The sequence below is a fragment of the Selenomonas oralis genome (assembly GCF_051603425.1).
GTDB lineage: Bacteria > Bacillota > Negativicutes > Selenomonadales > Selenomonadaceae > Selenomonas > Selenomonas sputigena_A.
The window spans coordinates 2488752-2513831 of the sequence record NZ_CP194411.1 but is presented as its reverse complement, the minus strand read 5'-3'; the positions used below and the strand labels follow the sequence as shown (position 1 = coordinate 2513831).

Genomic DNA, 25080 nt, shown 5'->3' with positions numbered 1-25080 from the left:
GCACCGCGAAGTCAAGAAAAGCGGACTCATGGGCGCAGGCCTTGGCATCTTCCTTGGCACCAGGAAAGAAAAGGACAACTTCCAGGGCGACTATACCACACAAGTCGGCGCAGAGCTCACCGCAGGCGGGAACGTAAATATTGAAGCTCAGAACCAGGCTGATCTCCAAGCCGCAGACATCGCGGCAGGAGGAAATATCGGGATCCGTGCCGCCGACGTCCAAATCCGGGGCGCGGAAAACATCTACCTGGAAAAAGAGACGCACGAACGCTCCCGGACCGGACTTACCCTGAGCCTCGGCGGGAACTCCGTGCGTGCCGCAGAAAGCGTCTGGCAGCCGCTCAAAAGAGCCGGGGAAGTCGAAGATCCTCGCCTCAAGGCGCTTTACGAAATCCGCGCCGGAAGAGCGCTCTATGAAAATCGTCGGGAACTCAAGAACATCGCCAAAGGCAATTTGAGCCTGAACCTCCACATCGGCCTCGGCACAAGCAAGAGTATAGAGACACAGGAAACAAGGAGCACGGATACGGCAAGGAGCATCCTCCGCAGCGGGCAGGATCTCCAACTCCAGGCAGAAAAGAAGGACATCCGGATCCAAGGATCCGAAGTCTCCGGCAGGAACGTCCGGCTCGAAGCCAAGGGAAATATCCGTCTCGAAGCGGCGGAAGAGCAGACGACGGCAACGACAAAAAGCTGGCAGACATCCGTAGAAATCGGGGCGACCTACGGAGCCTCCGGGCTCTCCGGGCTGAACCTGAACGCCAGCCGCATGCAAAGCGAGAGCCGGGAGACGAAAACAAGTTATACGCCGACATTGGTTCAGGCGCAGGAAACCGTAGAGGCTCATGCCGGAAAAGACATCGCCCTGCTCGGCAGCCAAGTGCAAGGTGAAAAGGTCGGAATGAACGTCGGAGGAAGCCTCACGATCGAAACCTTGCAGGAAAAAGAAACCTACGAGGAGAAAACAAAAAGCGCAGGCATCGGTCTCAGCCTCGACATCCATAAAGGCCTCCTCGGCAACGGGAAGAAAGGCACTCTTTTCGGCAAGCCGGACATCTCCCTTTCGGGAAGCAAGGGAAACATCCATTCTGACTACGAAAGCGCCAGGGAGCAGGCAGGTGTATTCGCAGGCAAAGAAGGCTTCGACATCGAGGTCGGCAAGCATACCGATCTGAAAGGAGCCGTCATAGCAAGCGACGCAGAAGCGGAGAAGAACCGCCTCTCCACGGGCACGTTCTCTTTCCGCGATCTGGAGAATAAGGCTAGTTATGAATCCCAAAGTCAGGGCTTTTCCTACAATCACTATGGCAACCTCAAGAGCAAAAGCCCCAAGGAGCAGGACGAACTCTACAAGACCATAGGGCTCTCTCCCAACATTGCCATGCCGGCCAAGGGCGAGGCGAAGAGCACGACGAGATCTGCCGTTGCGCAGGGAACCATCGAGGTGCGGGACAATACCACGCAGGATCTTTTCGCCCTCAGCCGTGATACGGAGAACTCGCTGAACGAACTAGGCAGAATCTTTGACAAGAAAACCATAGCCGAACAGCAGGAACTTGCCGCCGTATTTGGCGAGGAAGCCTTCCGCCTTGCCCATGACCTGCCTGATGACGGAAGCGGCAGGAAAGCCATGGTGCATGCCCTTATTGGCGGGCTTATGAGCCGGATTACAGGTGCGGGATTTGCTTCGGGTGCTGTAGGCGCGGGATTGAACGAACTTCTGATCAACGAAATCGGGAAGATACAAGATCCGGGGCTTGCCCAGATAGTCAGCACCCTCTTCGGCGCCGCAGCTGCCAAAGCCATTGGCGGCAATGCTACGGCTGGAGCTGTCGCTGCCGCCAGCGGAACGAGGAACAATCGCTACGAGAAAATCCCAGCCATCCGAAAACAACTATTGCTGCTCTTGGAATCGGAGGAATATAAAAAACTAAAAGACTTTGAGTACATGGTAATGTTCGGCAAAGAGAACGGCGAGAAAGTTGCTGTCGCCATCGACAACCGGGGGCGTGCATGGGATTTGGATATCATCGAGGACACCAGCACTGGACTGGAAAAATTCAGATTTCAAAACAAGACGTTGAACGGACAGCCTGCAAAATTTGTGATTTTCAAATACAATGACTATGAGCTGCGGGATTATCCATTGGACAGGACAGATGAAAAAATTGTGTTCCACAGGGGGGAATACGATGGAAAAATCGGGGAGATTTTCCGTTTTGACATAGGCTTTATCAAAGGAAGCGCAGGTTCCGTTTCTGCGGCATCCGATGCCCTTATAGAACTGGCAAGCCACCCGCAGCAGGTTTTGGGAACGATTGGAGAATTCATGGGGCTGCTCAGCACAAACCCTGAATTCCGAGAGGAAGTAGGCACACAAATGGTAGCCTTCTTCCAGGAAAGATATCAAAAACTGAAAGACGGGGATGGTTTCCAAAAAGGGGAGGTTGCTGGGGAACTCTTCACTGAAATCGTCTTGCTGTTGGCTCCGGGAGGCGCCTTGACAAAATCATCGAGAGGTGCAAGATTGGCAGCCGGATTGACATCTAGGATGCCGTCCATATTCGGCAAAGTAGCCCATGCCAGCGAAGCTCCTAGAGTTGCGGCCAAAAATCTTGGAAAAATAGGAACGGATACAGTCAAGATTCATATGAAAGACGGCAGGTTACTGCCCAACGTCCGATATCAGGCAGGAGAATTTGATTACTTTTACGAAACAGACCACTTAGGCCGACTGAACAAATTTGAAACGGACAAACTTCAGCTTACAGAGCGTACAGAGCGGTTGAAGCATAATCCAGATACGCCTGGAAAGCTTTCAGATGACCATTCGGGACATTTGGCCGGCGATCGTTTTGGTGGTTCCCCGGAGTTGGATAATCTTGTATCTCAAGCGTCAAAAGTCAATTTAAGTGATTATCGCATACTCGAAAACAAATGGGCTAAAGCGATTGAATCAGGAAAGAATGTAAAGGTGGAAGTAAAAATACTGTATAAAGATTCTGATATGCGTCCGTCGGGATTTGATATCAGATATAGTATTGATGGGGAAAAAACTACAATCAAAATTAATCAATAATAAATATGCTGTTGCAACGATGAATATGGGAGGATTTTCATCATGGGAAAAATATTCGAAGATTATTTTTCTGAATATCAAGCGGATATGGTATCAATCTGCCTTGAATATGTAAACGAGCAAGCAGATATGATATATATCTACTGCTCACACGAAAGCAAAACCATACACGGTGATTTTTTCTTTACAATTTCTGGGAAAACTGTAAAGAAACATCAACTTAATGAAATGTCAAATAAACAACATTTTGACTATGATGTTTCAGAACATCGTCAAGATATGGCATTAGATATCATCATTGAAGATATTGGGAAAATTGAAACCCTTTGCAAACAATACAACAGAGATATGCCAACACAAATAAAACTGGTGTATGATGTCAAGAAAAATAGCTTGAATGCTACATATTCCTATGAAAATTTTTGGAGTGATTCAAAATCAAGAATTTCACCTGACATTTTCAATGAATGGTTTGAAGAAATCAAAACCGGAAAATAATATGCAAGAGTGCTAATGTCGGAGGCAGCATCTCCCTTGCTGCTGAAAACAACCTAACGGCACGGGTGGCGAACATCGCGAGCGGGCAAGGGGACATCTCCCTGTCTGCCGGAAGAGACATCCGCCTCACGGCAGGAAAGGAAACCGCCGTCGACCGCTTTGGCGAAAAGCACAAGGCCAGTGCCTTCCTCTCGACCATGACGACCACACTCCGCAGCGACAGTGAACGCACAGCGGCACGCGGGACAAATGTGACCGGAAAGAACGTGCACCTCGCCGCCCAACAGGACATACAGCTCCAGGCGGCCAACGTCGTCGCGGACGAAAGTGCTGCCATCGCCGCAGGCCGGAACCTCTCCGCTGAGACGGCGGAGAACTACGCCCATACCGACAGCCTCAGGGAAACGAAAACATCCGGCGTCTTCTCCTCCGGCGGGCTCGGCTTCACCATCGGCACGCAGAAGCAAAAGAGCGAACGGGAAAGCTCCGCCCTTACGCAGGCGGGAACGAATATCGCCGGCCTTAAAGGCGACGTCAGGATCACAGCGGGAGAAACCGCGCATCTCACATCGGCCGACATCCTTGCCGGAAAAGAAGCAAGCATCCAGGCCAAAGAAACGCACCTCGACGGCAAGGAAAACATCTACCGCGAGAGCTTCACGCAGGAGAGTCGGACGACGGGGCTTACCGTCAGTCTCAGCCACGGTCTCCTCGATCTCGGGCAGGAGATTGCCGCGCCGCTCATGCGCATGGGCGAAGTGAAGGACGATCGCTTGAAGGCCGGCCGCCTCATCCATGAAAACTTCGGCAAGGGACAAAACCCGCTGAAGAATGCCTCAGGCTTCTCCTTGAATCTCAGCCTCGGCACGAGCAAGACCTACAGCCGCACCGAGAGCACAAGCAAGGAATACGTGGGCAGCACAATCCGCGCAGGCGGTACAACAAGCATCGAAGCAGCAGAGCATGACCTTTCTGTCAAAGGCTCCCAAGTTGCAGGAAAAGACGTCTCCCTCAAGGCCAAGGGAGACGTGCGCCTCGAAGCCGGAGAAAACACCAGCGTCACGACGAGCGAGAACAAGACGAGCGCTGCAAGCATCGGAGCCTCCTTCAGCCCGCAAGGCCTTTCCGGCCTCAGCCTAAGCGCGAGCAGCGCCAAAGGAAAGAGCAAGGAAAGCCGCACGTCCTACACCCCCACGGAAGTAAAAGCCGCAGGAACCCTCAAGCTGGAAAGCGGCAAGGATACGAACATCCTCGGAAGCAAGGCCAAGGGCGAAAAGATCGAGGCAAAAGTCGGCGGCAATCTCACGATCGAGACATTGCAGGAAAAAGAAACCTACGAGGAGAAGAACACATCGGCGGGCTTCAACCTCTCCTGGAGCATGAACCAGATGCTCGACCCGGCCGGCTCCGGCAAAATCCTCCGCTCCTTCTCCAAGCCCACGATCGGTGCATCGGTCAGCAAGGGAAGCCTGGAATCCTACTACCGCAGCGCCCGTGAGCAGGCAGGCATCTTCGCAGGGAAAGACGGCTTCGACATCTACGTCGAGAAGAACACTGGCCTCAAAGGCGGCGTTCTTGCAAGCGACGCAGAAGCGGAAAAGAACCGCCTCAGCACGGGGACATTCTCTTTCAGCGATTTGGAAAACGAAGCGGACTACAGCGCAAAGAGCATCGGGGCGGCCTACCACCACTACGGCAGCTACGACAAGATGAGCCAGCAGGCGAAGGACAGGGAAGCGCTGATAAAATGAAGTCCGTCAGATTGGTGCAGATTTTTCGACTTGCCAAGGAGGAAAACCGGACGCATAGCGGGGCTATGCGGAGGATTTGCCGACGCAGACAGGGCGGAAAAGATGTACCAAGATGCCGGTGCTGAATTTATCAGCGCTTCCCAAGGTCTATAATACTATAGGCCTCGCACCCAACATCTCCATGCCGGCCAAGGGAGAGGCAAGCAGCACGACGAAGTCTGCCGTCGCGCAGGGAACCATCGACATCCGCGACAATCCCACGCAGGACATCTCCGCCCTCAGCCGCGATACGGCGAACTCGCTGAACGAGCTGGGCAGAATCTTTGACAAGCAGAAGATCGAAGAGCAGCAGGAACTCGCCGCCGCCTTCGGCGAGGAAGCCTTCCGCCTCGCACATAACTTGCCCGACGACGGCAGCGGCAGAAAAATCGCCGTCCATGCCATTATCGGCGGCATCATGAGCCAGATCACAGGTGCTGGCTTTGCTTCTGGTGCTGTCGGCGCCGGCCTCAACGAAGCTGTTATTAAGGCACTTGATGGCAAAGATCCGGGTACGGTTCAGAGCGTCAGTGCCATCATCGGCGCAACCGTTGCAAAAGCCATCGGTGGGAATGCGGCAGCTGGTGCGACTTCGGTGGCTAGTGGGACGAAGAACAATTATGAGATGATGGCTTCTCCTGAAATGGCAGTTTTAGCAACATTATGTATAGCGATAGGATATGCTCTCATAAAGGAAGCGGTGAACCTGAACATGTTGCAGATGTAGAACCCAGAGAATAACATAGCTGTTTGTTAGGGAGTGTGTTATAGTTGCATCCAATAGAAACCGGAAATTGTAAACAAATTATTACAGAGTGCAAACCTGTAATTCCTTTACTCTTATTAAGATATGAAAGTATCGCCACATATTATACGGAAGAACCCGGTTTTATTTATGACGACCAAAACGAACCTTACGAACAAATTTTTAGACTACGAGAATTTATTCCTAATAAAATGATTTCCTCTTTCATGATTTATGCAAAAGATAGAAAAATATCCCGTCAACAGAATATTTTTATTCGCCATACATATTGGGATAAGAAACATGACAAACAGTATATCTCAGAAAAAGATGATGCAAGAAAAAAACATCTGCTGACGGCGATGCCTTCTTTATATGGAAGGACACTTTGGATTGATTCCCAAAACCGTCATTTTGTAAATATTATTCGCATATTGCAGGATATTCAATTACATATTGAGAAAGGCGTTGTTTTTCATAAAAGTAAACAACAAAAAAGATGGAGCGATCTAGAAATCTGTATACTATTTGATTGGGGAAAATACTGTAGGATATGGGATGGATCACAAGAAAACGATCATTTCGGAAAATGGCTCAAATCATTAAAATATACTATAAAGCAAATACTAAAAACCACCTTAGATGAAGATAAATCTCTGGAGAAAATAACATTAGACCAATCTTTCCCTCTAATGTTATTTCGAGATTTGGTTTGTGGGCTTCATAAAAAATAAAAGACAACCTTTCATGCCAGAAGCATTCAATATATGATGATATTGTCGGCTTGCAAGGATAGATCTTGTTGTTTGGAAAAGGATGCCTTACCGCCGACGGAAAGCAGAAGCAAGGAATACGTGGACAGCACGATTCGTGCAGGAGGCACAGCAAGCCTTATGGCGGCAGAGCATGGCTTTTTCGTCCAAGGCTCCTGAGTTGCAGGAAAGGACATTTCTTTCTCTTTAAACGACGGCCCATAACGCGTATATGCGCTGTTTCCTTGACTTTTTCCGCGATTTGTATAATAATGGCTAGTGGAACAGGTGCCTATGAGGCTCAATAGAGAAGCCGGTTGAACCGGCGCGGTCCCGCCACTGTCGGGTGGAGCGCTCCCAAGAGATGCCACTGGCCATGAGGCTGGGAAGGTTTGGGAAGCGCGAGGAAACCCTAGCCAGGAGAACTGCCTGTTTGACAATCACCGTTGGGGGGATCCCCCCAAGACCCGCGAGCGATGGGAAGGGGATTCTTTTTTTGCTGTCATGGGGCTGCATCTTCATTCTTTTCGCGATGGGATGAAGGCAGCTTCTTATTTTTGCAAATGCAGATACTGTCCCCGGGCGGCGAGTGTGGCAGAGACTTTTGGAGAGATATGGGAGGAAGACATGAAAGGAATATTTTTCGGTATCGGTGTGGGTCCCGGCGACCCGGAGCTTTTGACAGTAAAGGCAATTCGTGCCATGGAGAAGGCCGATGTGCTGATTGCACCGAAGACGGAGAAGAAGGACGGCAGCGTGGCGCTTTCGATTGCACAGCCATATTTGAAGAAGGATATCGAGATCGTCTACCAGGTGTTTCCTATGGTGGCGAACTTTGCGGAGTCGACAGATGCTTGGGAGGAGAACAAGGCGGAGATTCTGGCGCTCTTGGAAGAGGGCAAGAATGTCGCGTTCCTGACGCTCGGCGACCCGATGTTCTACAGTACCTATATCTATGTCTACCGCCTGCTTGAGCATGAGGATGTGGAAATCCAGACGATTCCCGGAATTCCGGCATTTTGCGCCATCGGCAGTCAGCTCGGCTATCCGATTGTCGAGGGGAATGATATTGTTTCCATTATTCCGGCGACGGCTTCGCCGGAGAAGATTGCGAAAATCCTGCCCGTGACAGACAATGCCGTCCTGATGAAGGTTTACAAGAATTTCCCCGCAATCGCCGATATGCTCAGTGAGAACAACCTTGCGAAGAAGGCTGTGATGGTGAGCCGCTGCGGTTTGCCGGACGAGGAGCGCATTGATGATATAGAAGCGCAGAAGGAGAAGAAGGTCAATTATCTCTCGACGATCCTTACGCGCCGTGACGCCTGACGAGGAGGGTGCAAAATGAACCGTGTTTTTCGCATGACAGCTGTGCTGTCCTTCTTCTTGCTGGCTGCCGCTCTTTTTTCCGGCTGCGGCGGCAAGGAAGCGGGGGAGGCTTCAGGAGAAAAGGCATTTGCCGTGATCAAGGATGATATGGGGCGCGATGTCACGCTGCCGACAAAGCCGGAGCGAATCGTCGTGCTGTCGGCCTCGTTCCTTGAGCCGCTGCACGCTGTGGGCGGTGATGTCGTCGGGCGTCCCGATTCGAAAACGCAGATGCCCGACTACGCAAAGGACAAGGCCAGTGTCGGTGCGGTCTACCAGATCGATATGGAAAAGGTGCTTGCGTGCAAACCGGATCTTGTCATCGTCAATAAAGGCATGAATGAAAAGCTTGTGCCGACGCTCGAGGAAAACAACATTCCGGCTCTTGTCCTCGACATGAAGAGCTATGACGATGTGAAGCGTGAGGTTTCGGTCTTTGCCCAGGTCACGGGTGAGAAGGAGAAAGGCGATGCCTTGCTGAAGGAGATGGAGACGAAAGTTCAGGATGTTGTCGCACGTCTGCCGAAGGACAAGAAGCGCATCGCCATCCTGCACAGCACGGCGCAGGGGCTCAGCGTACAGCTCGATGGCAGCATTGCCGGCTCCATAGCGAAAATGCTTGGTTGGGACAATGTGGCCTCGGGGATGACGCCGATGGAAAAGAATCCGGATGCGGCGCCCTACAGCATGGAAACGCTCGTCGAGCAGAATCCCGAGATCATCTTCGTTACGAGCATGGGCAAGCTTGAGGAGATCAAGCAGAACATGGAGGCGACGATCGCCGCAAGTCCTGCTTGGCAAAGTATTCCTGCCATCCAGAAGGGACAAGTTTATTATTTGCCGCAGGATCTCTTTTTGCTGAGCCCCGGTCTGCGGTATCCCGAGGCCTTTGAGACGATGGCGAAGCTTGTTTATCCCGAGGTTTTCAAATGAGCCTTATCACGGGGCGCGGAAAGAAGAATGTTGGCGCGTTCGGGCGGCGGATATCCATTTTGGTGATATTCGCCGCTTTGGCATGTGTTGGTGCGCTTTTGAGCATCATGAAGGGATCCGTTGAGATTCCGGCAGGGGAGATTTGGCAGGCGCTCACCGCCTCGGCAGATGGCGTGCACGCCCAGATCCTCATGAATATACGTTTGCCGCGCACCATCGTAGCCGCTCTCGTCGGCGTTCATCTCGCGCTTTCGGGAGCCATTTTGCAGGGCATCATGAAGAATCCGCTTGCCGACCCGCATATTATCGGCATATCATCGGGGGCGGGGCTGGCGGGAATCTTCGTCTTGCTCGCTTTTCCGGGTCACGAAGCCGTCGTGACGCCGGTGGCCTTTCTCGGGGCTATGGCGGCTGCTGTTGCCATCTACCTTCTCGCTTGGAAGAATGGGATCCGTCCCATCCGCATCATTCTTGCGGGTGTCGCCGTTTCGGCTTTTCTTGGCGCCGGGATTTCAGCCTTGATGATTTTTTACAGCGATCGTGTGCACGGCGCTTTGCTCTGGATGGTCGGCGGTCTTTCCGCGCGGAGCTGGCCGCAGGTAGAGATGATCTGGCCTTATACTGTCGTGGGCCTGGTGTTGGCTTTTGCTTTTTCGCGTCAGCTCAATATTCTGCTTCTTGGCGATGAAATCGCGCGCAGTCTTGGACTGCGCGTCGAGATTGCGCGTCTCTTGCTTACAGCTGTTGCGGCCTTGCTGGCGGCGAGCGCTGTTTCTGTCGTCGGGCTTCTGGGTTTCGTCGGCCTCATCGTGCCCCATGCAGCGCGACTTTTGATCGGCTCGGATTACCGCTTCCTGCTGCCGGCGGCGGCGCTGCTGGGCGCGGCTGTCGTGACCTTGAGCGACACGTTTGCGCGCACGGCCTTTGCGCCTGTGGAACTGCCGGTCGGCATCCTCATGGCGGTGCTCGGTGCGCCCTTTTTCCTGTTTCTCTTGAGGAGGGAGCTTTGATGTCCCTTTGTGTCCGCCATCTTTCCGTGACCCTTTCAGGCAAGGAAATTCTTCGGGATCTTTCTGTTGATTTTCCGGCAGGGAGGCGTACGGCCATCATCGGCCCGAACGGGGCGGGAAAATCGACGCTGCTGCGCGTGCTCGCCGCACTCAATCCTGCCTACGAGGGGGACGTATCTCTGGACGGCAAGGATATCCGTAAAATAGGCCGCAAGGCGCTCGCCAAAAAACTCGCCATTTTGCCGCAGGGGCTTGCTGCACCGCATGACCTCACGGTTGAGGCGCTTGTGGATTATGGCCGTTACCCTTACCGCAGCTGGAGGAGTATGGGGCGCTCGAAGGAAGACCGCGAAGCGGTATCCTGGGCACTGGCTGAGACGCGCCTGGAGGAGATGCGTACCCGCCAGGTCATGTCGCTTTCCGGCGGCGAGCGGCAGCGTGCCTGGATTGCCATGGCGCTTGCACGCCAGCCGGAATTTTTGCTGCTCGATGAGCCGACGACATACCTCGATATTGCGCATCAGCTCGAAGTCATGGAAATCATCCGGCGGCTCAACCAAAATCATGCGATGACCGTTGTCATGGTGCTGCACGATATCAACCATGCGCTCCAGTATGCCGATGAGATTGCTGTGATCAAGGATCGGCATGTTTTCAGCAAGGGCGTGCCGCAGGAGGTGCTGACCGTGGCGATGTTGGCGGAGGTCTTTGGCGTGCGCGCCGATATTTTTACAAACAGTCAAGGGGCGCAGGTGCTTTCGCCTGTTTCGCTCGTGCGCTGAAGCCGCAGCGTCGCCGGACGCGGCTTCCCGGGCTGTTTGAAGCGGTTGCCGCGGCTTGGGGCAGGGGATTGCCTTTTTATGAAAGGCAGTCTTTTTTTGCGATTGGAAGGAAATGCTCTGTTCTATTCCCGTTAGTTATGGTATAATACCTGAGGAGAACTGGAGGAGGGGATAGTTTGGAGATACGACAATTAGAATATTTTTGCACACTTGCCCATTTGGAGAATTTTACACGCACGGCGGAGGCCTTGCACGTTTCTCAGCCTTCTGTCACGAAGGCGATCAAATCGCTTGAGTCTGAAATCGGTCTGACGCTTGTCGACCGCAGACAGAAACGTGTGTCCCTGACGCTCGAGGGACGGGCGTTTCTTCTCCATGCGGAGGGAATCATGCAAGCGGTGGAGCGAGCGGAACAGGATATGCTGCGTTTTCGTCCCGATGCGAAGAAGACGGTTCACTTCGGTTTGCCGCCAATGCTTGAAGCTTATCTTTTTCCCGACTTTTTTACAAAATTTACTGTGGCGCATCCGGATATCAACCTCGAAGTTTGTGAATATGTCGATTCTGTCGAAGTGCGCAGCAAGGTGGAGGAAGGGCTGCTCGATTTCGGTGTCGTGCTTGCGCCTGTCGCCAAGGCACGGCGCAACGAGCTTGCTGTTTTGCGGGACACGATGCAGCTCTGCCTGCCGTTTTCCCATCCCCTGACGATGCGTGAGCATGTTGCCTTTGCCGATCTCAGGCGCGAGAAATTCATCATGCAGCAGCCGAATACGTATCAGTACGACACGGTTTACCGCATGTGTGTGGAGAACGGCTTCGCGCCGGAGATCCTGCTTTGCACGTCGCAGCTCAAGACGATCAAGCAGCTTGTCGCGAACAGTCTGGGCATATCTATCCTGCCGGGGTTCGTAACGCGCGGCGAGACTATTTTCGAGCGCCGCCCCTTGGTGCCCCAGCTCGGCGTGCAGGCAAACCTCTTTTGGAACCCGCAGAAGCGTCTGAGCGAAACGGGGCGCAAGGTCGTTTCTTTCATGGAGGAATATACGGCATTGGAGGAGTTCAGGGAGCGTTTCAGCCAATAAGGCGATGTAAAGAATGGTGGGCTCCCTGCGCATGTTTTCTTCGGGACATAGGGGCCCGCAGAATTTTATTAGGTTGGTGAAAAAAATTTGCAGTTGAAACGCCTCGAAGCCTGTGGCTTCAAATCGTTTGCCGATAAGATTGAAATCGAATTCCATCCGGGCATCACCGCCATTGTCGGACCGAATGGCAGCGGCAAGAGCAATGTCACGGATGCCATTCGCTGGGTGCTGGGCGAACAAAATGTGCGCGCCCTGCGCGGTGCAAAGGCGGAAGACATCATCTTTACGGGAAGTGCGACGCGTCGAGCCTTAGGCGTCGCGGAGGCCTCGCTCTTCTTTGAGAACGAGGGTGATATGCCTGTGGATTATCGGGAGGTCGTTGTGACGCGCCGCCTTTTCCGGTCGGGGGAGAGTGAGTTTTTCATCAACAAGTCGCGCTGCCGGCTCAAGGATATCAGCAATCTTTTTGCCGATACAGGACTGGGGCGCGACGGCATGAGCGTCATCGGGCAGAACCGCATCGATGAGATCCTGAACAGCAAGCCTGAGGAGCGCCGTCTTTATTTTGAGGAGACGGCGGGCATAACGAAGTATCGCAACCGCAAGCGCGAATCCATGCGAAAGCTTGAGGATATGCAGGGCAATCTCGTGCGCATCAGCGATATCATGAAGGAAATCGAAACGCAGCTCACTCCGCTTGCCGAAAGCGCGTCGAGGACGCGCCGCTATGATGAGCTGCAAGCGGTATATAAGCGCTGCGCTTTGACGGAGCTTTTCCAGCGCGAGGCGCAGCTGAAAAAGGAGCAGGAAGAGGGAGCGACAAGGATCGAGGCCGCTAGGGCCGAGGAGATTGCCGCCGAGGCGCGCGTGCAGATGGCCGAGGCGAAGAAGGAAGAAATAGGCAAGGACATTCTTTTACTGGAAGAAAAGCTGCAGGCGCAGGGCGAAAAAAACAATGGGATGCGCACAAAGATCGAGCAGGCGCACAGTGAGATCGCCATACTTGAAGAGAGGGCGCGCCAGCATGATTCAGTGAAGGAGCGCCTTGAAAAACAGCGCGCGGACTTTGAGAAGGCGGCCGATGAGGCGGCTGGAGAGGCGGCGCGTCTTTTGGCTGCGGAAAAAGAGCTGGCGGAAAAGTTCCGGGCGATGGGAGAGGGAATCGAGAAGGACCGCGCCAAGCTCAAGGAACTGGGCGAAAAGCTGCGCCGGGCGAAGGAAATGCACCGCGAAATCACGGAGCGGAAGGCAGCGGCGCAGAAAGATCTGCTCGCGCGGGAAAACGATCTTCTTCTTCTGGAACATGAGATGGAGACGTATTCGGCAAGCGGCGCGGAACGCGGCGAGGAGCTGGAAAAGGCTGCGGCGTCCTTGGCTGCTTTGAAGGCAGAGGCAGAGGCGCTGGCGGAAAAAAGGCGCGTGACGGAAGAGGAACAGCAGTCGCTTGAGGAAGAATGTGCGGCGAGGAGGCAAGAAAAAGACGGAAACGCAAAGGAACTGAGAGAGCTTCGTGCTGCTGAAAACCGCGCAAGGGAGGAAATGCGCGCCGACGAGAACAAGCTGAAATTTCTGCGCAATATGCAGGCTTCCTACGAGGGATTCGGACGCGCTCCGAAAGCTGTGCTGCAGGCGAAAGAGCCGTGGCGCCGCGGCGTCGCGGGGGCGGTGGCCGAGCTTGTTTCCGTGCCGGGCGAATACGTCCGCGCCGTCGAGGTTGCCCTGGGCAGCGGTCTGCAGAACATCGTGACAGAGGACACGGATACGGCGAAAGCCGCGATTGCCTTTTTGAAACGGCAGAAACTCGGCCGCGTGACGTTTTTGCCGCTTTCGACGATTGTTCCCCGCCGCCCGGGCGACGTGAAGGCAAAGGAAGAGAAAGGCGCCGTCGGTTTTGCCAACGAGCTTGTCGGTGCAGATGGGAAGTTTCGCAAGGCGGTGGACTTCCTGCTCGCGCGTACGCTCGTTGTCGATACGATCGACAACGCGCTTGCCATCGAGAAGAAGATGGGGTGGCGGCTGCGCATTGTGACATTGGAAGGGGAACTCCTGAATCCCGGCGGTTCACTCTCCGGCGGTGGGGCGCAGGGGCAGGAAACGAGCTTCCTGAACCGCAGCGGGGAGATCGAACGGCTGGAAAACCGCACGCGGGAAGGAGCCGAAAGAATCGCCGTCCTAGCAGAAAAACGTGCTGCCGTTGAAAAAGCGGCGGCTGTTGCCGAGGAATCCTTGACGAAGCTCCTGCATGATTTGCAGGAAAAGGAAATCCTGGCGGCGGAGCTGCGCGCCAAAGATGAGCGCATGGGCGCGCAGATGAAGGAAAAAGAAGAGGCGCGGGAAGGGCTGGCAAAGCTTGCTGAGGAGGCGCGGCAGACGTTTGCCGAGGCACAGGCGAAAAAGAACGAGGCCGTGCGCCGGGCGGCGGCAGCCCGCCGTGCTTACGAGGCGGTTGAGAAGCAAGCTGCCGACAGTGAGGATACGCTCGATGATTTCGAGCAGGATGCCGATGATCTCAGCAAATATATCAACGAAACGGAGCTCAGGCGTACAGTGATCGAGCAGGAAAAAATTCGTGCGCTTGAACAGGCTTTGCTGAAGAAGAAGGAAGAGGAACGCGCCAGGGTGCAGGCGGACGCTTCACTTGCCGAGAAGGCAGCCTTGGACGAGCAAATGGAAAAGGGAGGTGAGGAACGCCGAGAGCTTGCTTCTGAAGCTGCCGCATGGCAAGAAAAGCATGATGAAGGCAAGGCGGTTTACGACAAGCTTTACCAAGAGAAGCTGGAACGTCACGCTGCAAGCCAAGAAACCGACAAAGCGGCGCGAGAGGCGGCGCATGACCTCAGCACACTGAAAAACAAGCTGCATCAGATGGAGCTTGCGGCCGCCGAGGTGGGAGTAAAGCTCGAGCAGGCGCAAAACGACTTGCTCGAGCAGTACGGACATACGGCGGAAACGGCTGCTGCCGAGGCTTTGGATCTTTCCTCCGCCGAGCTGAAAAAGAAGATGCAGGAGATTTCCCGCAGTCTAGAGGAACTCGGCCCCGTCAATCCCAACGCCGTTCGTGAGCACGAAGAACTCATGGAGCGTCATGCTTTCATGGGGAAACAGGCAGGCGACCTTGAGGCGGCGCGTGAGAACCTCATGACGATGATTCATGAGATGGATGTGACGATGACGCGCCAGTTCAAGGAAGCGTTTGAGGAAATTCGCGGTTACTTTGCCGATATCTTCGTGCGGCTCTTCGGCGGCGGCAAGGCGGAGCTTTTTTTGACGGACGAGAAGGATGTGCTTCATGCGGGCGTGGAAATTGAGGTGCAGCTTCCCGCGAAGAAAAGGCAGAACCTTTCCGTTCTTTCGGGAGGGGAACGCGCCCTGACCGTTATCGCCCTGCTCTTTTCCTTTTTGCGTTACCGTCCCGCGCCTTTTTCCGTACTCGACGAAATCGACGCGCCGCTTGACGAGGCAAATGTCTCGCGCTTTGGCAAATTTCTCGGCGAATTCTCACAGAATACGCAGTTCATTGTCGTCACACACCGCAAGGGGACGATGGAAGCTGCAGATTTCATGTACGGCATTACGATTGAGGATGCGGGCGTGTCGCGCGTGCTTTCTGTGCGCCTCGATGCGGCGATGTGAAATGACGCTGCATCGAGAGACAGCGCATAGGAAAAGGATATGGTTCATGATGGCGCAAGCTAAGGAGGAAGAATATGGGGTTTTTTGACCGATTGAAAAAAGGTCTGGCTAAGACGCGCGAGACCTTTACCAACAAGATAGAAAAGCTGATCATCGGCTACGCCGATATTGACGATGCGCTGCTCGATGAGCTGGAGGAAACGCTGATCATGTCCGATGTCGGCGTCAAGACGACGGAGAGGCTCATGGCCGATGTGAGGAAGGGCATAAAGAAGAAGGAAATCAATACGCCGGAAGATCTCAAGCCGTTTCTCGCCGAAAGGATTTCCGAGATACTTCTGACGGGTTCGGATGAGACGCGTCTGGCGGCTGCAGGGCCGACGGTTCTCCTCGTCATCGGCGTGAACGGCGTCGGCAAGACGACGACCATCGGCAAGCTTGCAGCTTACTACAAGGAGCAAGGCAAGTCCGTCATGCTTGCAGCTGCCGATACGTTCCGCGCCGCGGCCATCGACCAGCTGGAGATTTGGGGGCAGCGTACGGGGGCGTCCGTCATTCGCCATGAGGAAGGCTCCGACCCTGCCGCTGTCGCCTTTGACGCTGTCAAGGCGGCGCGTGCGCGCAGCATAGATATGCTCATTATTGATACGGCAGGTCGTCTGCAGACGAAATCGAACCTCATGGAGGAGCTCAAGAAAATCAATCGCGTCATTCAGCGTGAGGTTCCCGAGGCGCCGCATGAGACTTTGCTCGTACTCGATGCGACGACGGGGCAGAATGCCATCAGCCAGGCAGACCTCTTCACGAAAGCCGCGCCGATTACGGGAATCGTGCTGACGAAGCTCGACGGCACGGCGAAGGGCGGCGTCATCATCGGCCTTAAATCGGAGCTTGCCATGCCCGTCAAGTGGATCGGCGTCGGCGAGGGCGTCGACGATCTGCGTCCTTTCGTCGCCAAGGATTTCGCACGCGCCCTTTTCGGGCTGGGGGACGAATGAGGCGCGGCGCGGCGAAGAGCGCTGTAGTGACGGGAGCGGCAGGATTTATCGGCTATCATCTGGTGCAGAAGCTGCTGCAGGAGGATTATCTTGTTCATGCCGTCGTTCGTCCGGGCTCGAAGCATAATGAACGGCTGTCAAAGCATGAGAATCTGCGCCTGTACGAAATCTCCCAGGCGGAATACGGACGAATGGCGGAAATCGTGGGAGAAACAGCCGAGGTGTTTTTTCATCTCGCGTGGCAGGCCGGCTCGCGCGACGACTTTGCGCTGCATCATACGAATATGGAAGCTGTGCTGACAGCTCTTCGGGCAGCAAAGGCGCTCTCGTGCCGCCGCTTTCTTGCCGTGGGTTCCCAAGCGGAATACGGTCCGACGGAGGGAACTATTACAGAAGAAACGGCATTGCATCCCGTTAATGCTTATGGCGCGGCGAAAGTCGCCGCCTGTTACCTGACGCAGCGCCTTGCCGCGCAGCTGGGAGTCGAATGGCTCTGGGGGCGCATCTTCAGCATTTACGGCAAGTATGAGAATGAGGGGCATCTTCTGCGTGAGCTTGTGGCCGCGCTTTCCGATGGGCGGGAATTTTCCATGACGGCGGCAAGGCAGACTTGGGATTTCCTCTACGCTGAGGATTGCGCCGCTGCTCTGATCGCGCTGGCGGAAAAGGGCAGGGTCGGCGAGGTGTATAATATTGCCGACGGCCGTTGCCGTCCGCTGCGCGAATTCACGGAGGAGGCACGGCGCATCGTCGCTTCGGACGGCGTCATCCATTACGGTGAAAGGGGAGAGGCCGTCTACGGCATTGCGCCGAGCGTTAAGAAGCTGCAGGAGGATACGGGCTGGCATCCGCAGACAGCCTTTGAGGACGGCATACGCAAGGGATATGAATTTTGAGATGCCTGCCAAGGAAAAAACTTGACAGTCCCTTTCGCTTTGCGTATAATAACAAAGTCGGGTTGCCCGAGGCGCCCGAACAAGAAGTTGTCCTATGCTGCATAGGGCTTCTCGCGCGAAAGCGGGTGAAAAGGATGCTGGAAAGGCTCTTTCATCTGGCGGATATGTTTGACATGTACGGTATGCTGCTGACGGAAAAGCAGCGGCGCTGCCTGGAGCTTCATCTCTTCGACGATTTTTCCCTCTCGGAGATCGGCGAGGCGGTCGGGGTCTCTAGGCAAGCCGTGTACGATATTATTCATCGCTCGGAGCAGGCTCTTGAGACGTATGAACAGAAGCTCGGTCTCTTAAAGCGTCTTAGAGAGGAGCACGAGGAACTCGCCGCCATAGGGGCGGCAATCGGGAATTTACGCACGGAAACGAACGGAGAAGCCGTCGATGCTGTTTTGCAGCGCATAGCGGCGCTTCTCGGGACGCGACGGGAGGTATAGCATGATATTTGAAAGTCTGGCTGACCGCCTGCAGGAGACGTTCAAGAAACTTCGCGGCCATGGCAAACTGACGGAGGATGACGTCAACGAGGCGATGCGCGAGGTGCGCATGGCGCTTCTCGAGGCGGACGTCAATTTCAAGGTCGTGAAGAATTTTGTCCAAAAGGTCAAGGAACGCGCCATCGGGCAGGATGTGCTCGAGACGCTGACCCCCGCACAGGTCGTCGTCAAGATTGTCGATGAGGAACTGACGGAACTCATGGGCGGCACGCAGAGCCGCCTCAATATTTCCTCCCTGCCGCCGACTGTCGTCATGATGGTCGGACTGCAGGGCGCGGGCAAGACGACCTCGGCGGGCAAGCTCGGCCTTTCACTGAAGAAGCAGGGCAAGAAGCCGCTTCTCGTTGCGGCGGACATCTATCGTCCGGCTGCTGTCAAGCAGCTCGAGGTTTTGGGCGAACAGCTCGGCATTCCCGTTTTTTCCATGCCGCAGGGCACGGATGCCGTGACGATTGCCAAGGATTCCATCGACTATGCGCGTTCCCATGTGAACGATGTCGTTATCATCGATACGGCGGGACGTCTGCATATCGACGAGAATCTGATGCAGGAGCTCAAGGATATCAAGACCGGAGTAAAGCCGCATGAGATCCTGCTCGTCGTCGACGCGATGACGGGACAGGACGCCGTGAACGTGGCGGAAAGCTTCAATGCCGGTCTTGGCTTGGACGGCGTCGTTCTCACAAAGCTTGACGGCGATGCACGCGGTGGTGCGGCTCTTTCGGTCAAGGCTGTGACCGGCTGCCCGATCAAATTTGTCGGCATGGGCGAGAAGCTCGAGGCGCTCGAACCGTTCCATCCCGACCGCATGGCTTCGCGTATTCTCGGCATGGGCGATGTGCTTTCCCTGATAGAGAAAGCGCAGTCCACGTTTGATGCCGCAGAAGCGAAAAAGATGGAAAAAAAGCTGCGCAAGGCGGATTTCACGCTGGATGATTTTCTTGCCCAGATGCAGAAGGTGCGCAAGCTCGGCTCCTTCGAGCAGATTCTCGGCATGATTCCGGGCATGGGCGGGCTCAAGAAGCAGCTGCAGGGGCAGGATATCGACCTCAACGGCAAGGAGGTGCGCCGGATCGAAGCGATCATCAAGTCGATGACGCCCAAGGAACGCGCCGATACCTCCATCATCAACGGCAGCCGCCGCAAACGCATTGCTATGGGCAGCGGCACGCGCGTGCAGGATGTGAACAAGCTGCTGAAGCAGTTTGCCGAGATGAGGAAGATGATGAAGAAAGTGCAGAAAATGCAGGGCGGCAAGAAGGGCAAGGGCTTTCCCGGACTTGGCGGCCTCGGGGGGCTCAAGCTCCCGTTTATGCCGTAATTTGTCGGGAGGATGTCTTTCCCGTTTTGTACGGCAATATCCTTTTAAGGAGGTGAAAACATGGCAGTAAAGATTCGTTTGACCCGCATGGGTGCGAAGAAGAAACCGTTCTACCGCATTGTTGTGGCGGATTCCCGCTCGCCGCGCGACGGTCGCTTCATCGAGATCCTTGGCAACTACGATTCCACGAAGGAACCGGCCGTCATCAATGTCGATGAGGAGAAGGCCATCGATTGGATGAGCAAGGGCGCACAGCCGACGGATACGGTTCGCTCGCTTTTCCGCAAGAAGGGAATCATGGCGAAGTTCGATGAGGCAAAGCGTTCGAAGAACTGAACGGACAGTCTGATTGGCGAGGCAAAAGGGCGTCGGCACATTGTGGCCGATTCCCGTGGCTTCGCTCCGGAAAAGAGGAATCAGCATGAAGGAAGTCGTTGAGATTATCGCCAAGGCGCTGGTGGATCATCCCGAAGACGTCACTGTCAAGGAACGACAGGAAGACCGCATGACCTTTATCGAGCTTCATGTTGCTTCGGATGATATGGGCAAAGTCATTGGCAAGCAGGGGCGGATTGCGAAGGCCATCCGCACGGTCGCCAAGGCAGCCGGTATCCGTGAAAACAAGAAAGTCAAGGTAGATATCAACTAGGAAACAGCCGGACGGCAGCAGGCCGTCGGGAAGTATGCCTGGGAATGCGGCAACGTCCCTCGCGGGATAATTGCCGCTATTTCTTTCATGGGCAGGCGGAAAAGGGGAGAGATTATGGACAGCATTCAGGTGAAAGTGCCGTGCACGGTAAAGGCGAAATTGACGGAAAAGCTTAAGGCGCGCATCATCGGCGAACTCGAGGAAGGGCTGAAGAAGGTAGAGCTTGAGCTGCAGCAGATGGGCATCGAAGAAAAGCGCATCGTCACGGAAACCGCGCAGCAGAATATCGGGCAGGCACAGGTCGTGCGTCAGCAGTTTGCAGTCGAGAGGCAGAAACGCCTTGACTACAAGGAGCAGGCGGAAGCAAAGCTCGCGGAAACGAAGAAGCTTGCAATCGGTGCGGAAATCGTCCAAGGAACGCTCGAGCGTTTGGCTGAACTCAAGGTTGGCACGAATATGCGTGAGCTTATGAACGTCGAGGTTCTTGTCGAGGATGACAAGGTTGTCGCAATCCGTGGCTGACGGGCGCGTTGTAATCGGCAAGGCAGGAGCGCCGCATGGTCTCAGGGGCGAATTGCGCGTGATTCCTCTGACGGATTTTCCCGAACGCTTTGAGAGCCTCAAGGAAGTCTTTATTGGAGAAAAGCTTTTTCAGGTCGCACATGTGCATTATCATCGTCAATTTGTGCTTCTTTCCCTCGTCGGATGCGCCTCCCGTGAAGAGGCGGCGAAACTCACGGGTGAGCTCCTGCGCGTTGAGCGGGAGGATGCGGCGCCGCTTTCGGAAGGCGAGTTTTATACGTTCGACATTATCGGCCTGCAGGTGCTCGATCTGGAAGGGAAAACGCTCGGCGAGGTTACAAACGTCCTCAAGACGGGCAGCAACGATGTTTATGTGACACGTCGGCAAGCGGGCGGAGAGCTTTTGATTCCGGCGCTCAAGAAAGTCGTGCGCGAAATCAATGTGAAGGAAGGCTTTCTGCGCGTCGACCTGCAGGAAGAGCTGGACGATTATGCGCATTGATATCGTCACCCTTTTCCCTGCGATGTTTGAAGGGGTCTTTGGCGCGAGCATCATCAAGCGGGCGCAGGAGAAAGGGCTTCTCGACATCCGGTTCACGCAGCTGCGCGATTTTGCCTTTGACAAGCACAGGCAGGTGGATGATTCTCCCTTTGGCGGCGGCAGCGGCATGGTTCTGAAGCCTGAACCGATGTTCCGTGCCGTGCGCTCGATCCTTGCGGGCAGTGCCTGCGCCAGGCGCCGCATCCTCCTCATGTGTCCGAGCGGCAGGACCTTTACGCAGGATATGGCGAAGGAGCTGGCAGCGGAGGAACAGCTTATCGTTCTATGCGGGCATTACGAGGGCTTTGATGCGCGCATTCGCGAACATCTTGTTGACGAGACGATTTCCGTAGGCGATTTTGTCCTGACGGGGGGAGAACTGCCTGCGATGATCGTCGTCGATGCCGTTGCCCGCATGCTGCCGGGTGTGCTCGGCTCAGAGGAGTCCGCGCCGACGGATTCCTTCTATGAAGGTTTGCTGGGGTTTCCTCAGTATACGCGTCCGCGCGAATATGAAGGCATGACGACGCCGGAAGTCCTATTGTCGGGCGACCATGCGAAGATCCGTGCCTGGCGGCGCAAGGAATCGCTGCGCCTCACGCGGAAGAATCGTCCGGAGCTTTTGCAGCGGGCAGGGCTGACCGCGGAGGACAGGCGGTTCTTAGCGGAGCTTGAAGCGGAAGACGGATGGGAAACGCATTAGACGGCGTTAAAGAATGTTTTGACGTAATTCATGCTTTTTGATATAATAGTCCCTGTGGAAAATTTTTGCTTTTTCTGTGAGGTGGCGTCTATTGAGAAAAGCTATGATTTTTTCGTTCGTTCTTTTCCTCGGTCTCATGGTGACCGGTGCAACGGCATTGGCCCATGGTTTCCTCGTCAAGGAAGGCATGAGGGGCGACAGTGTGCGTGCGGTGCAAAAGCTCCTGATTGCACGCGGCTACTTGGCGGATAACGAAGCAGACGGCATTTGCGGTGCGAAAACAACGGCTGCCATTACGAAGTTCCAGCAGGAAAACAACCTTGAGGTGGATGGCATATGCGGCCGTATGACGTATATGGCGCTTTCGGGCGGGGAGGAACCGCCGGTACCCGAGGTTGCTCCGAGCAGGGGCGGAGGACGTTCCCTCATGGTGTCTGCCACGGCTTACAGCCGCTTTGATCCGGGTTTGTCCAATCACACAGCGAGCGGGACTTTGGTCAGGAAAGGCGTGATTGCTGTCGATCCCGCCGTCATTCCGCTGGGAACGCGTGTGTTCATCCCCGGCTATGGCGAAGCGATCGCGGAGGATGTCGGTTCCGCTATCCGCGGCAACAAGATCGATCTTGCTTTTGATACGTCGGAAGAGGCTATCATGTTCGGCCGCAAGAATATCGAGATCTTTATTTTGGATTGAGGTCTGCGCCGTCCGGGATGGTGCAGGGGATGGGCTTTCGGTGCGCCTGTTGCGTGCCGGAAGCTTTTCTCTTTTGCGTTATATTTTGGAGCGTGAACATCTTGCTTACGGCAGAAGTTTTTGTCAATGTCCCTGTGAAAAGCATAGCGCAGGCCTATACCTACCGTGTGCCGGAAACGCTGGCTTTCCTGGCGCAGGGATGGCGCGTCCTCGTGCCCTTCGGAGGGAGGCGTGTCGAGGGTTTTGTGCTTTCTGTCGCTGCGCACATGGAAGCTGCTCCGAGCGATTACAAGCTGAAGGACATCATCTCTGCTGTTGACGAGGAAGCGTGGTTCCTTCCTGAAATGATCGAGACAGCGCGCTGGATGGCCGATTTTTATTTATGCCCGCTTGCCGGAGCCATGCGGCTCTTCATGCCGGGCAAGAGCGGTTTGAAGATCGCGGTCGAGTATGAGGCGGTGGAGGGGGCGGACCTGCTGCATCTCACGGAAGAGGAGAAGCTTCTTTATCAAAGTCTGCTCGATCGAGGTTCCCTGAATGTCTCTGCTGTTAGGAAAGCCTTGCCGAAGCTGGGCGAAAGACTCGCTCCTCTGCTCTCCCGTCTCGTGCAGCAGAAATTGGTGCGGAAATCATATCAGGCGCAGAAACGAGATAAGGCGCGCTATGAAAACTACGTCTTTCTGAACGCGCCGCTCGATGAGACGATGTTGGCGCGCTATGCAAGGCGTCCGGCACAGAGACGGCTTTTGGAGCTTTTGGCGGCGAAAGACGGGCAGTCTTCCGCTGCGCTGCGCACGGCCGGAATCAGTGCCGCTGTCATCCAGGCGGCGGTGAAGACGGGGGCGGTCCGCATCGAGAGACGCCGCTTGCTGCGCGACAGCTATCGGGACCTGGCAGGCAGCATGGAGCCCGTATGCCTGAGCGAACAGCAGCAGGCGGCGCTTGACGCTGTTCGCCCCTATATTGAACGAGGGGAGAATCATGCCTTTCTTTTGCAGGGGGTGACAGGCAGCGGCAAGACGCAGGTCTATATCGAGGCTGCCGCGCTCGTGCGGCAGGCGGGGCGCAAGGTCATCGTGCTCGTGCCCGAAATCGCCCTGACAAGCCAGATCGTTCTTGCCTTCAAAGGATACTTTGCTGAGGATATCATCGTCATGCACAGCCAGCTTTCTCTTGCTGAACGCAACGATGCCATTCTGCGCGTCCGGCGCGGTGAGGCGGGCATCGTCATCGGCGCACGTTCGGCTCTTTTTACGCCGGCAGCGGATATCGGGCTCATCATCCTGGACGAGGAGCAGGACATGTCGTACAAGCAGGATGAAGCGCCGCGCTACCACGCGCGCCCTATCGCGGAAGAGATGGCGCGTCTCCACCGAGCCGTGCTTCTCCTGGGCAGCGCCACGCCCTCGCTCGAGACATCGTACCGTGCCAGGCGGGGCGAACTTACGCATCTGCTGATGCCGGAGCGCATCGGCCGGAAACCCTTGCCGCATGTCGAGGCTGTCGATATGCGCGAGGAGCTGCATCAGGGAAACCGCCATATCATATCGCGCCGCCTGCGCCGGCTCATCGAGGATACGATGGAGAAGAAGGAGCAGTTGATCCTCATGCTGAACCGCCGCGGCTTCTCGACCTTCGTTATGTGCCGATCCTGCGGCGCGGTCGTCAAATGCCCCGAGTGTTCTCTGCCGCTCGTCTATCATAGAAGCGGCAGGCTTCTTTGCCACCATTGCGATATAGAACAGGCGGTGCCGCTCCTATGCCCCGAGTGTGGTAGCCCCTATATCAAATACTTTGGCTCCGGCACGGAAAAACTTGAGGCGGAACTTCGCGCTCTCGTGCCTGAGGCGCGTGTCGTGCGGATGGACAGGGATACGACGAGCCGAAAGCTCGCGCATCAGGAGATCCTTGCGGCATTTCGCGAAAAAAAGTACGATATCCTGCTCGGCACACAGATGGTAGCGAAGGGGCATGATATTCCCAATGTCACGGCTGTCGGCATATTGAGTGCTGACTCGAGCCTCAACATGCCCGATTTTCGTGCGGCGGAGCGCTGCTTTATGCTCATCACGCAGACAGCCGGCCGAGCCGGACGCGGCGATGTGCCGGGACAGGTGGTCGTGCAGGGCTACACCCCCGAGCATTATGCCGTCGCTGCGGCTTTGCAGCAGGATTATGAGGCCTTTTACCGGCAGGAACTTCCCCTTCGTGAAACACTTTTCTATCCGCCGTTCAGCCGCCTCGTCAAACTGATCGTACAGCATGAGGCGGAAGAAGCGGCGCGTCATGAGGCATGCCGCATCCAGGAACGCTTCCTCTCTGCTTTCGCTGGCATGGAAGGGCAGCAGATCATCGGCCCTGCTCCTGCCCTGATCGCAAAATTCCGCAATATCTATCGCTTCGTGCTTCTCATCAAGACGGCCGATCTCGCCAAAACCTGCGACTTTCTGCGCGGGGAAGGCCTTGCCGTAAGAAACGATGTGCTCGTCGATATCGACCCGATCATGACGATGTAGGATTTTTCTTGCAAATC

At 55.2% G+C, this 25080-nt stretch carries 20 protein-coding genes, 1 pseudogene and 1 riboswitch; all 21 genes and pseudogenes read left to right on the top strand.

Features of this window, described 5'->3' with window-relative positions; genetic code table 11:
- The first annotated feature begins 28 nt into the window (after window positions 1-28).
- The 21 genes and pseudogenes from ACRTGH_RS11880 to priA all read left to right on the top strand — a co-directional run bounded on the left by ACRTGH_RS11880 (window position 29) and on the right by priA (window position 25063).
- Entirely contained in the window at window positions 29-3079 is a 3051-nt protein-coding gene (locus ACRTGH_RS11880) for a hemagglutinin repeat-containing protein (RefSeq protein ID WP_438474410.1), read from the top strand.
- Between the two features lie 42 nt (window positions 3080-3121).
- Window positions 3122-3577, top strand: coding sequence for a DUF600 domain-containing protein (locus tag ACRTGH_RS11875; RefSeq protein WP_368845838.1), 456 nt, complete (start codon window positions 3122-3124; stop codon window positions 3575-3577).
- Between the two features lie 23 nt (window positions 3578-3600).
- Window positions 3601-5998: pseudogene (locus tag ACRTGH_RS11870) on the top strand (hemagglutinin repeat-containing protein); the annotation flags it as partial.
- Between the two features lie 140 nt (window positions 5999-6138).
- Window positions 6139-6846: a hypothetical protein gene (locus tag ACRTGH_RS11865; protein ID WP_368845841.1), complete on the top strand. Its 708-nt coding sequence runs from the start codon at window positions 6139-6141 to the stop codon at window positions 6844-6846.
- A 287-nt stretch (window positions 6847-7133) separates the two neighbouring features.
- A riboswitch (cobalamin riboswitch) is annotated at window positions 7134-7311 on the top strand.
- A gap of 180 nt (window positions 7312-7491) precedes the next feature.
- Complete coding sequence (gene cobI / locus ACRTGH_RS11860; protein WP_368845842.1) at window positions 7492-8193, top strand: precorrin-2 C(20)-methyltransferase; 702 nt, start codon at window positions 7492-7494, stop codon at window positions 8191-8193.
- 15 nt (window positions 8194-8208) lie between these two features.
- Window positions 8209-9165: an ABC transporter substrate-binding protein gene (locus tag ACRTGH_RS11855; RefSeq protein ID WP_368845843.1), complete on the top strand. Its 957-nt coding sequence runs from the start codon at window positions 8209-8211 to the stop codon at window positions 9163-9165.
- On the top strand, window positions 9162-10175 hold the full coding sequence (locus ACRTGH_RS11850; protein ID WP_368845844.1) for a FecCD family ABC transporter permease: 1014 nt from the start codon (window positions 9162-9164) through the stop codon (window positions 10173-10175). Before ACRTGH_RS11855 ends, ACRTGH_RS11850 begins: the two co-directional genes overlap by 4 nt.
- Complete coding sequence (locus ACRTGH_RS11845; RefSeq protein ID WP_368845845.1) at window positions 10175-10957, top strand: ABC transporter ATP-binding protein; 783 nt, start codon at window positions 10175-10177, stop codon at window positions 10955-10957. Before ACRTGH_RS11850 ends, ACRTGH_RS11845 begins: the two co-directional genes overlap by 1 nt.
- Window positions 10958-11133: 176 nt before the next feature.
- On the top strand, window positions 11134-12039 hold the full coding sequence (locus ACRTGH_RS11840; protein ID WP_368845846.1) for a LysR family transcriptional regulator: 906 nt from the start codon (window positions 11134-11136) through the stop codon (window positions 12037-12039).
- 87 nt (window positions 12040-12126) lie between these two features.
- The gene (gene smc, locus ACRTGH_RS11835) at window positions 12127-15672 is read left to right on the top strand and encodes a chromosome segregation protein SMC (RefSeq protein ID WP_368845847.1); all 3546 of its coding nucleotides are present in this window, start codon (window positions 12127-12129) and stop codon (window positions 15670-15672) included.
- Between the two features lie 74 nt (window positions 15673-15746).
- The gene (gene ftsY / locus ACRTGH_RS11830; RefSeq protein ID WP_368845848.1) at window positions 15747-16670 is read left to right on the top strand and encodes a signal recognition particle-docking protein FtsY; all 924 of its coding nucleotides are present in this window, start codon (window positions 15747-15749) and stop codon (window positions 16668-16670) included.
- On the top strand, window positions 16667-17566 hold the full coding sequence (locus ACRTGH_RS11825) for an NAD-dependent epimerase/dehydratase family protein (protein ID WP_368845849.1): 900 nt from the start codon (window positions 16667-16669) through the stop codon (window positions 17564-17566). Before ftsY ends, ACRTGH_RS11825 begins: the two co-directional genes overlap by 4 nt.
- Window positions 17567-17700: 134 nt before the next feature.
- On the top strand, window positions 17701-18057 hold the full coding sequence (ylxM, locus tag ACRTGH_RS11820) for a YlxM family DNA-binding protein (RefSeq protein WP_368845850.1): 357 nt from the start codon (window positions 17701-17703) through the stop codon (window positions 18055-18057).
- A gap of 1 nt (window position 18058) precedes the next feature.
- Window positions 18059-19438 (top strand): signal recognition particle protein, encoded by a 1380-nt coding sequence (gene ffh / locus ACRTGH_RS11815; protein WP_368845851.1) that lies wholly within the window; start codon window positions 18059-18061, stop codon window positions 19436-19438.
- Between the two features lie 60 nt (window positions 19439-19498).
- Window positions 19499-19774, top strand: a complete 276-nt coding sequence (gene rpsP / locus ACRTGH_RS11810; RefSeq protein ID WP_368845852.1) for a 30S ribosomal protein S16 — start codon at window positions 19499-19501, stop codon at window positions 19772-19774.
- 85 nt (window positions 19775-19859) lie between these two features.
- Window positions 19860-20087 (top strand): KH domain-containing protein, encoded by a 228-nt coding sequence (locus tag ACRTGH_RS11805; protein ID WP_368845853.1) that lies wholly within the window; start codon window positions 19860-19862, stop codon window positions 20085-20087.
- A gap of 114 nt (window positions 20088-20201) precedes the next feature.
- Window positions 20202-20609, top strand: coding sequence for a YlqD family protein (locus ACRTGH_RS11800; protein ID WP_368845854.1), 408 nt, complete (start codon window positions 20202-20204; stop codon window positions 20607-20609).
- Window positions 20581-21111, top strand: coding sequence for a ribosome maturation factor RimM (gene rimM / locus ACRTGH_RS11795; RefSeq protein ID WP_368845855.1), 531 nt, complete (start codon window positions 20581-20583; stop codon window positions 21109-21111). The genes ACRTGH_RS11800 and rimM overlap by 29 nt, the downstream gene beginning before the upstream one ends.
- Window positions 21101-21853 (top strand): tRNA (guanosine(37)-N1)-methyltransferase TrmD, encoded by a 753-nt coding sequence (gene trmD, locus ACRTGH_RS11790; RefSeq protein ID WP_368845856.1) that lies wholly within the window; start codon window positions 21101-21103, stop codon window positions 21851-21853. The genes rimM and trmD overlap by 11 nt, the downstream gene beginning before the upstream one ends.
- A gap of 103 nt (window positions 21854-21956) precedes the next feature.
- Window positions 21957-22547, top strand: a complete 591-nt coding sequence (locus ACRTGH_RS11785; protein WP_438474895.1) for a 3D domain-containing protein — start codon at window positions 21957-21959, stop codon at window positions 22545-22547.
- Between the two features lie 101 nt (window positions 22548-22648).
- Window positions 22649-25063, top strand: a complete 2415-nt coding sequence (priA, locus tag ACRTGH_RS11780) for a replication restart helicase PriA (protein ID WP_368845857.1) — start codon at window positions 22649-22651, stop codon at window positions 25061-25063.
- Window positions 25064-25080 lie beyond the last annotated feature (17 nt).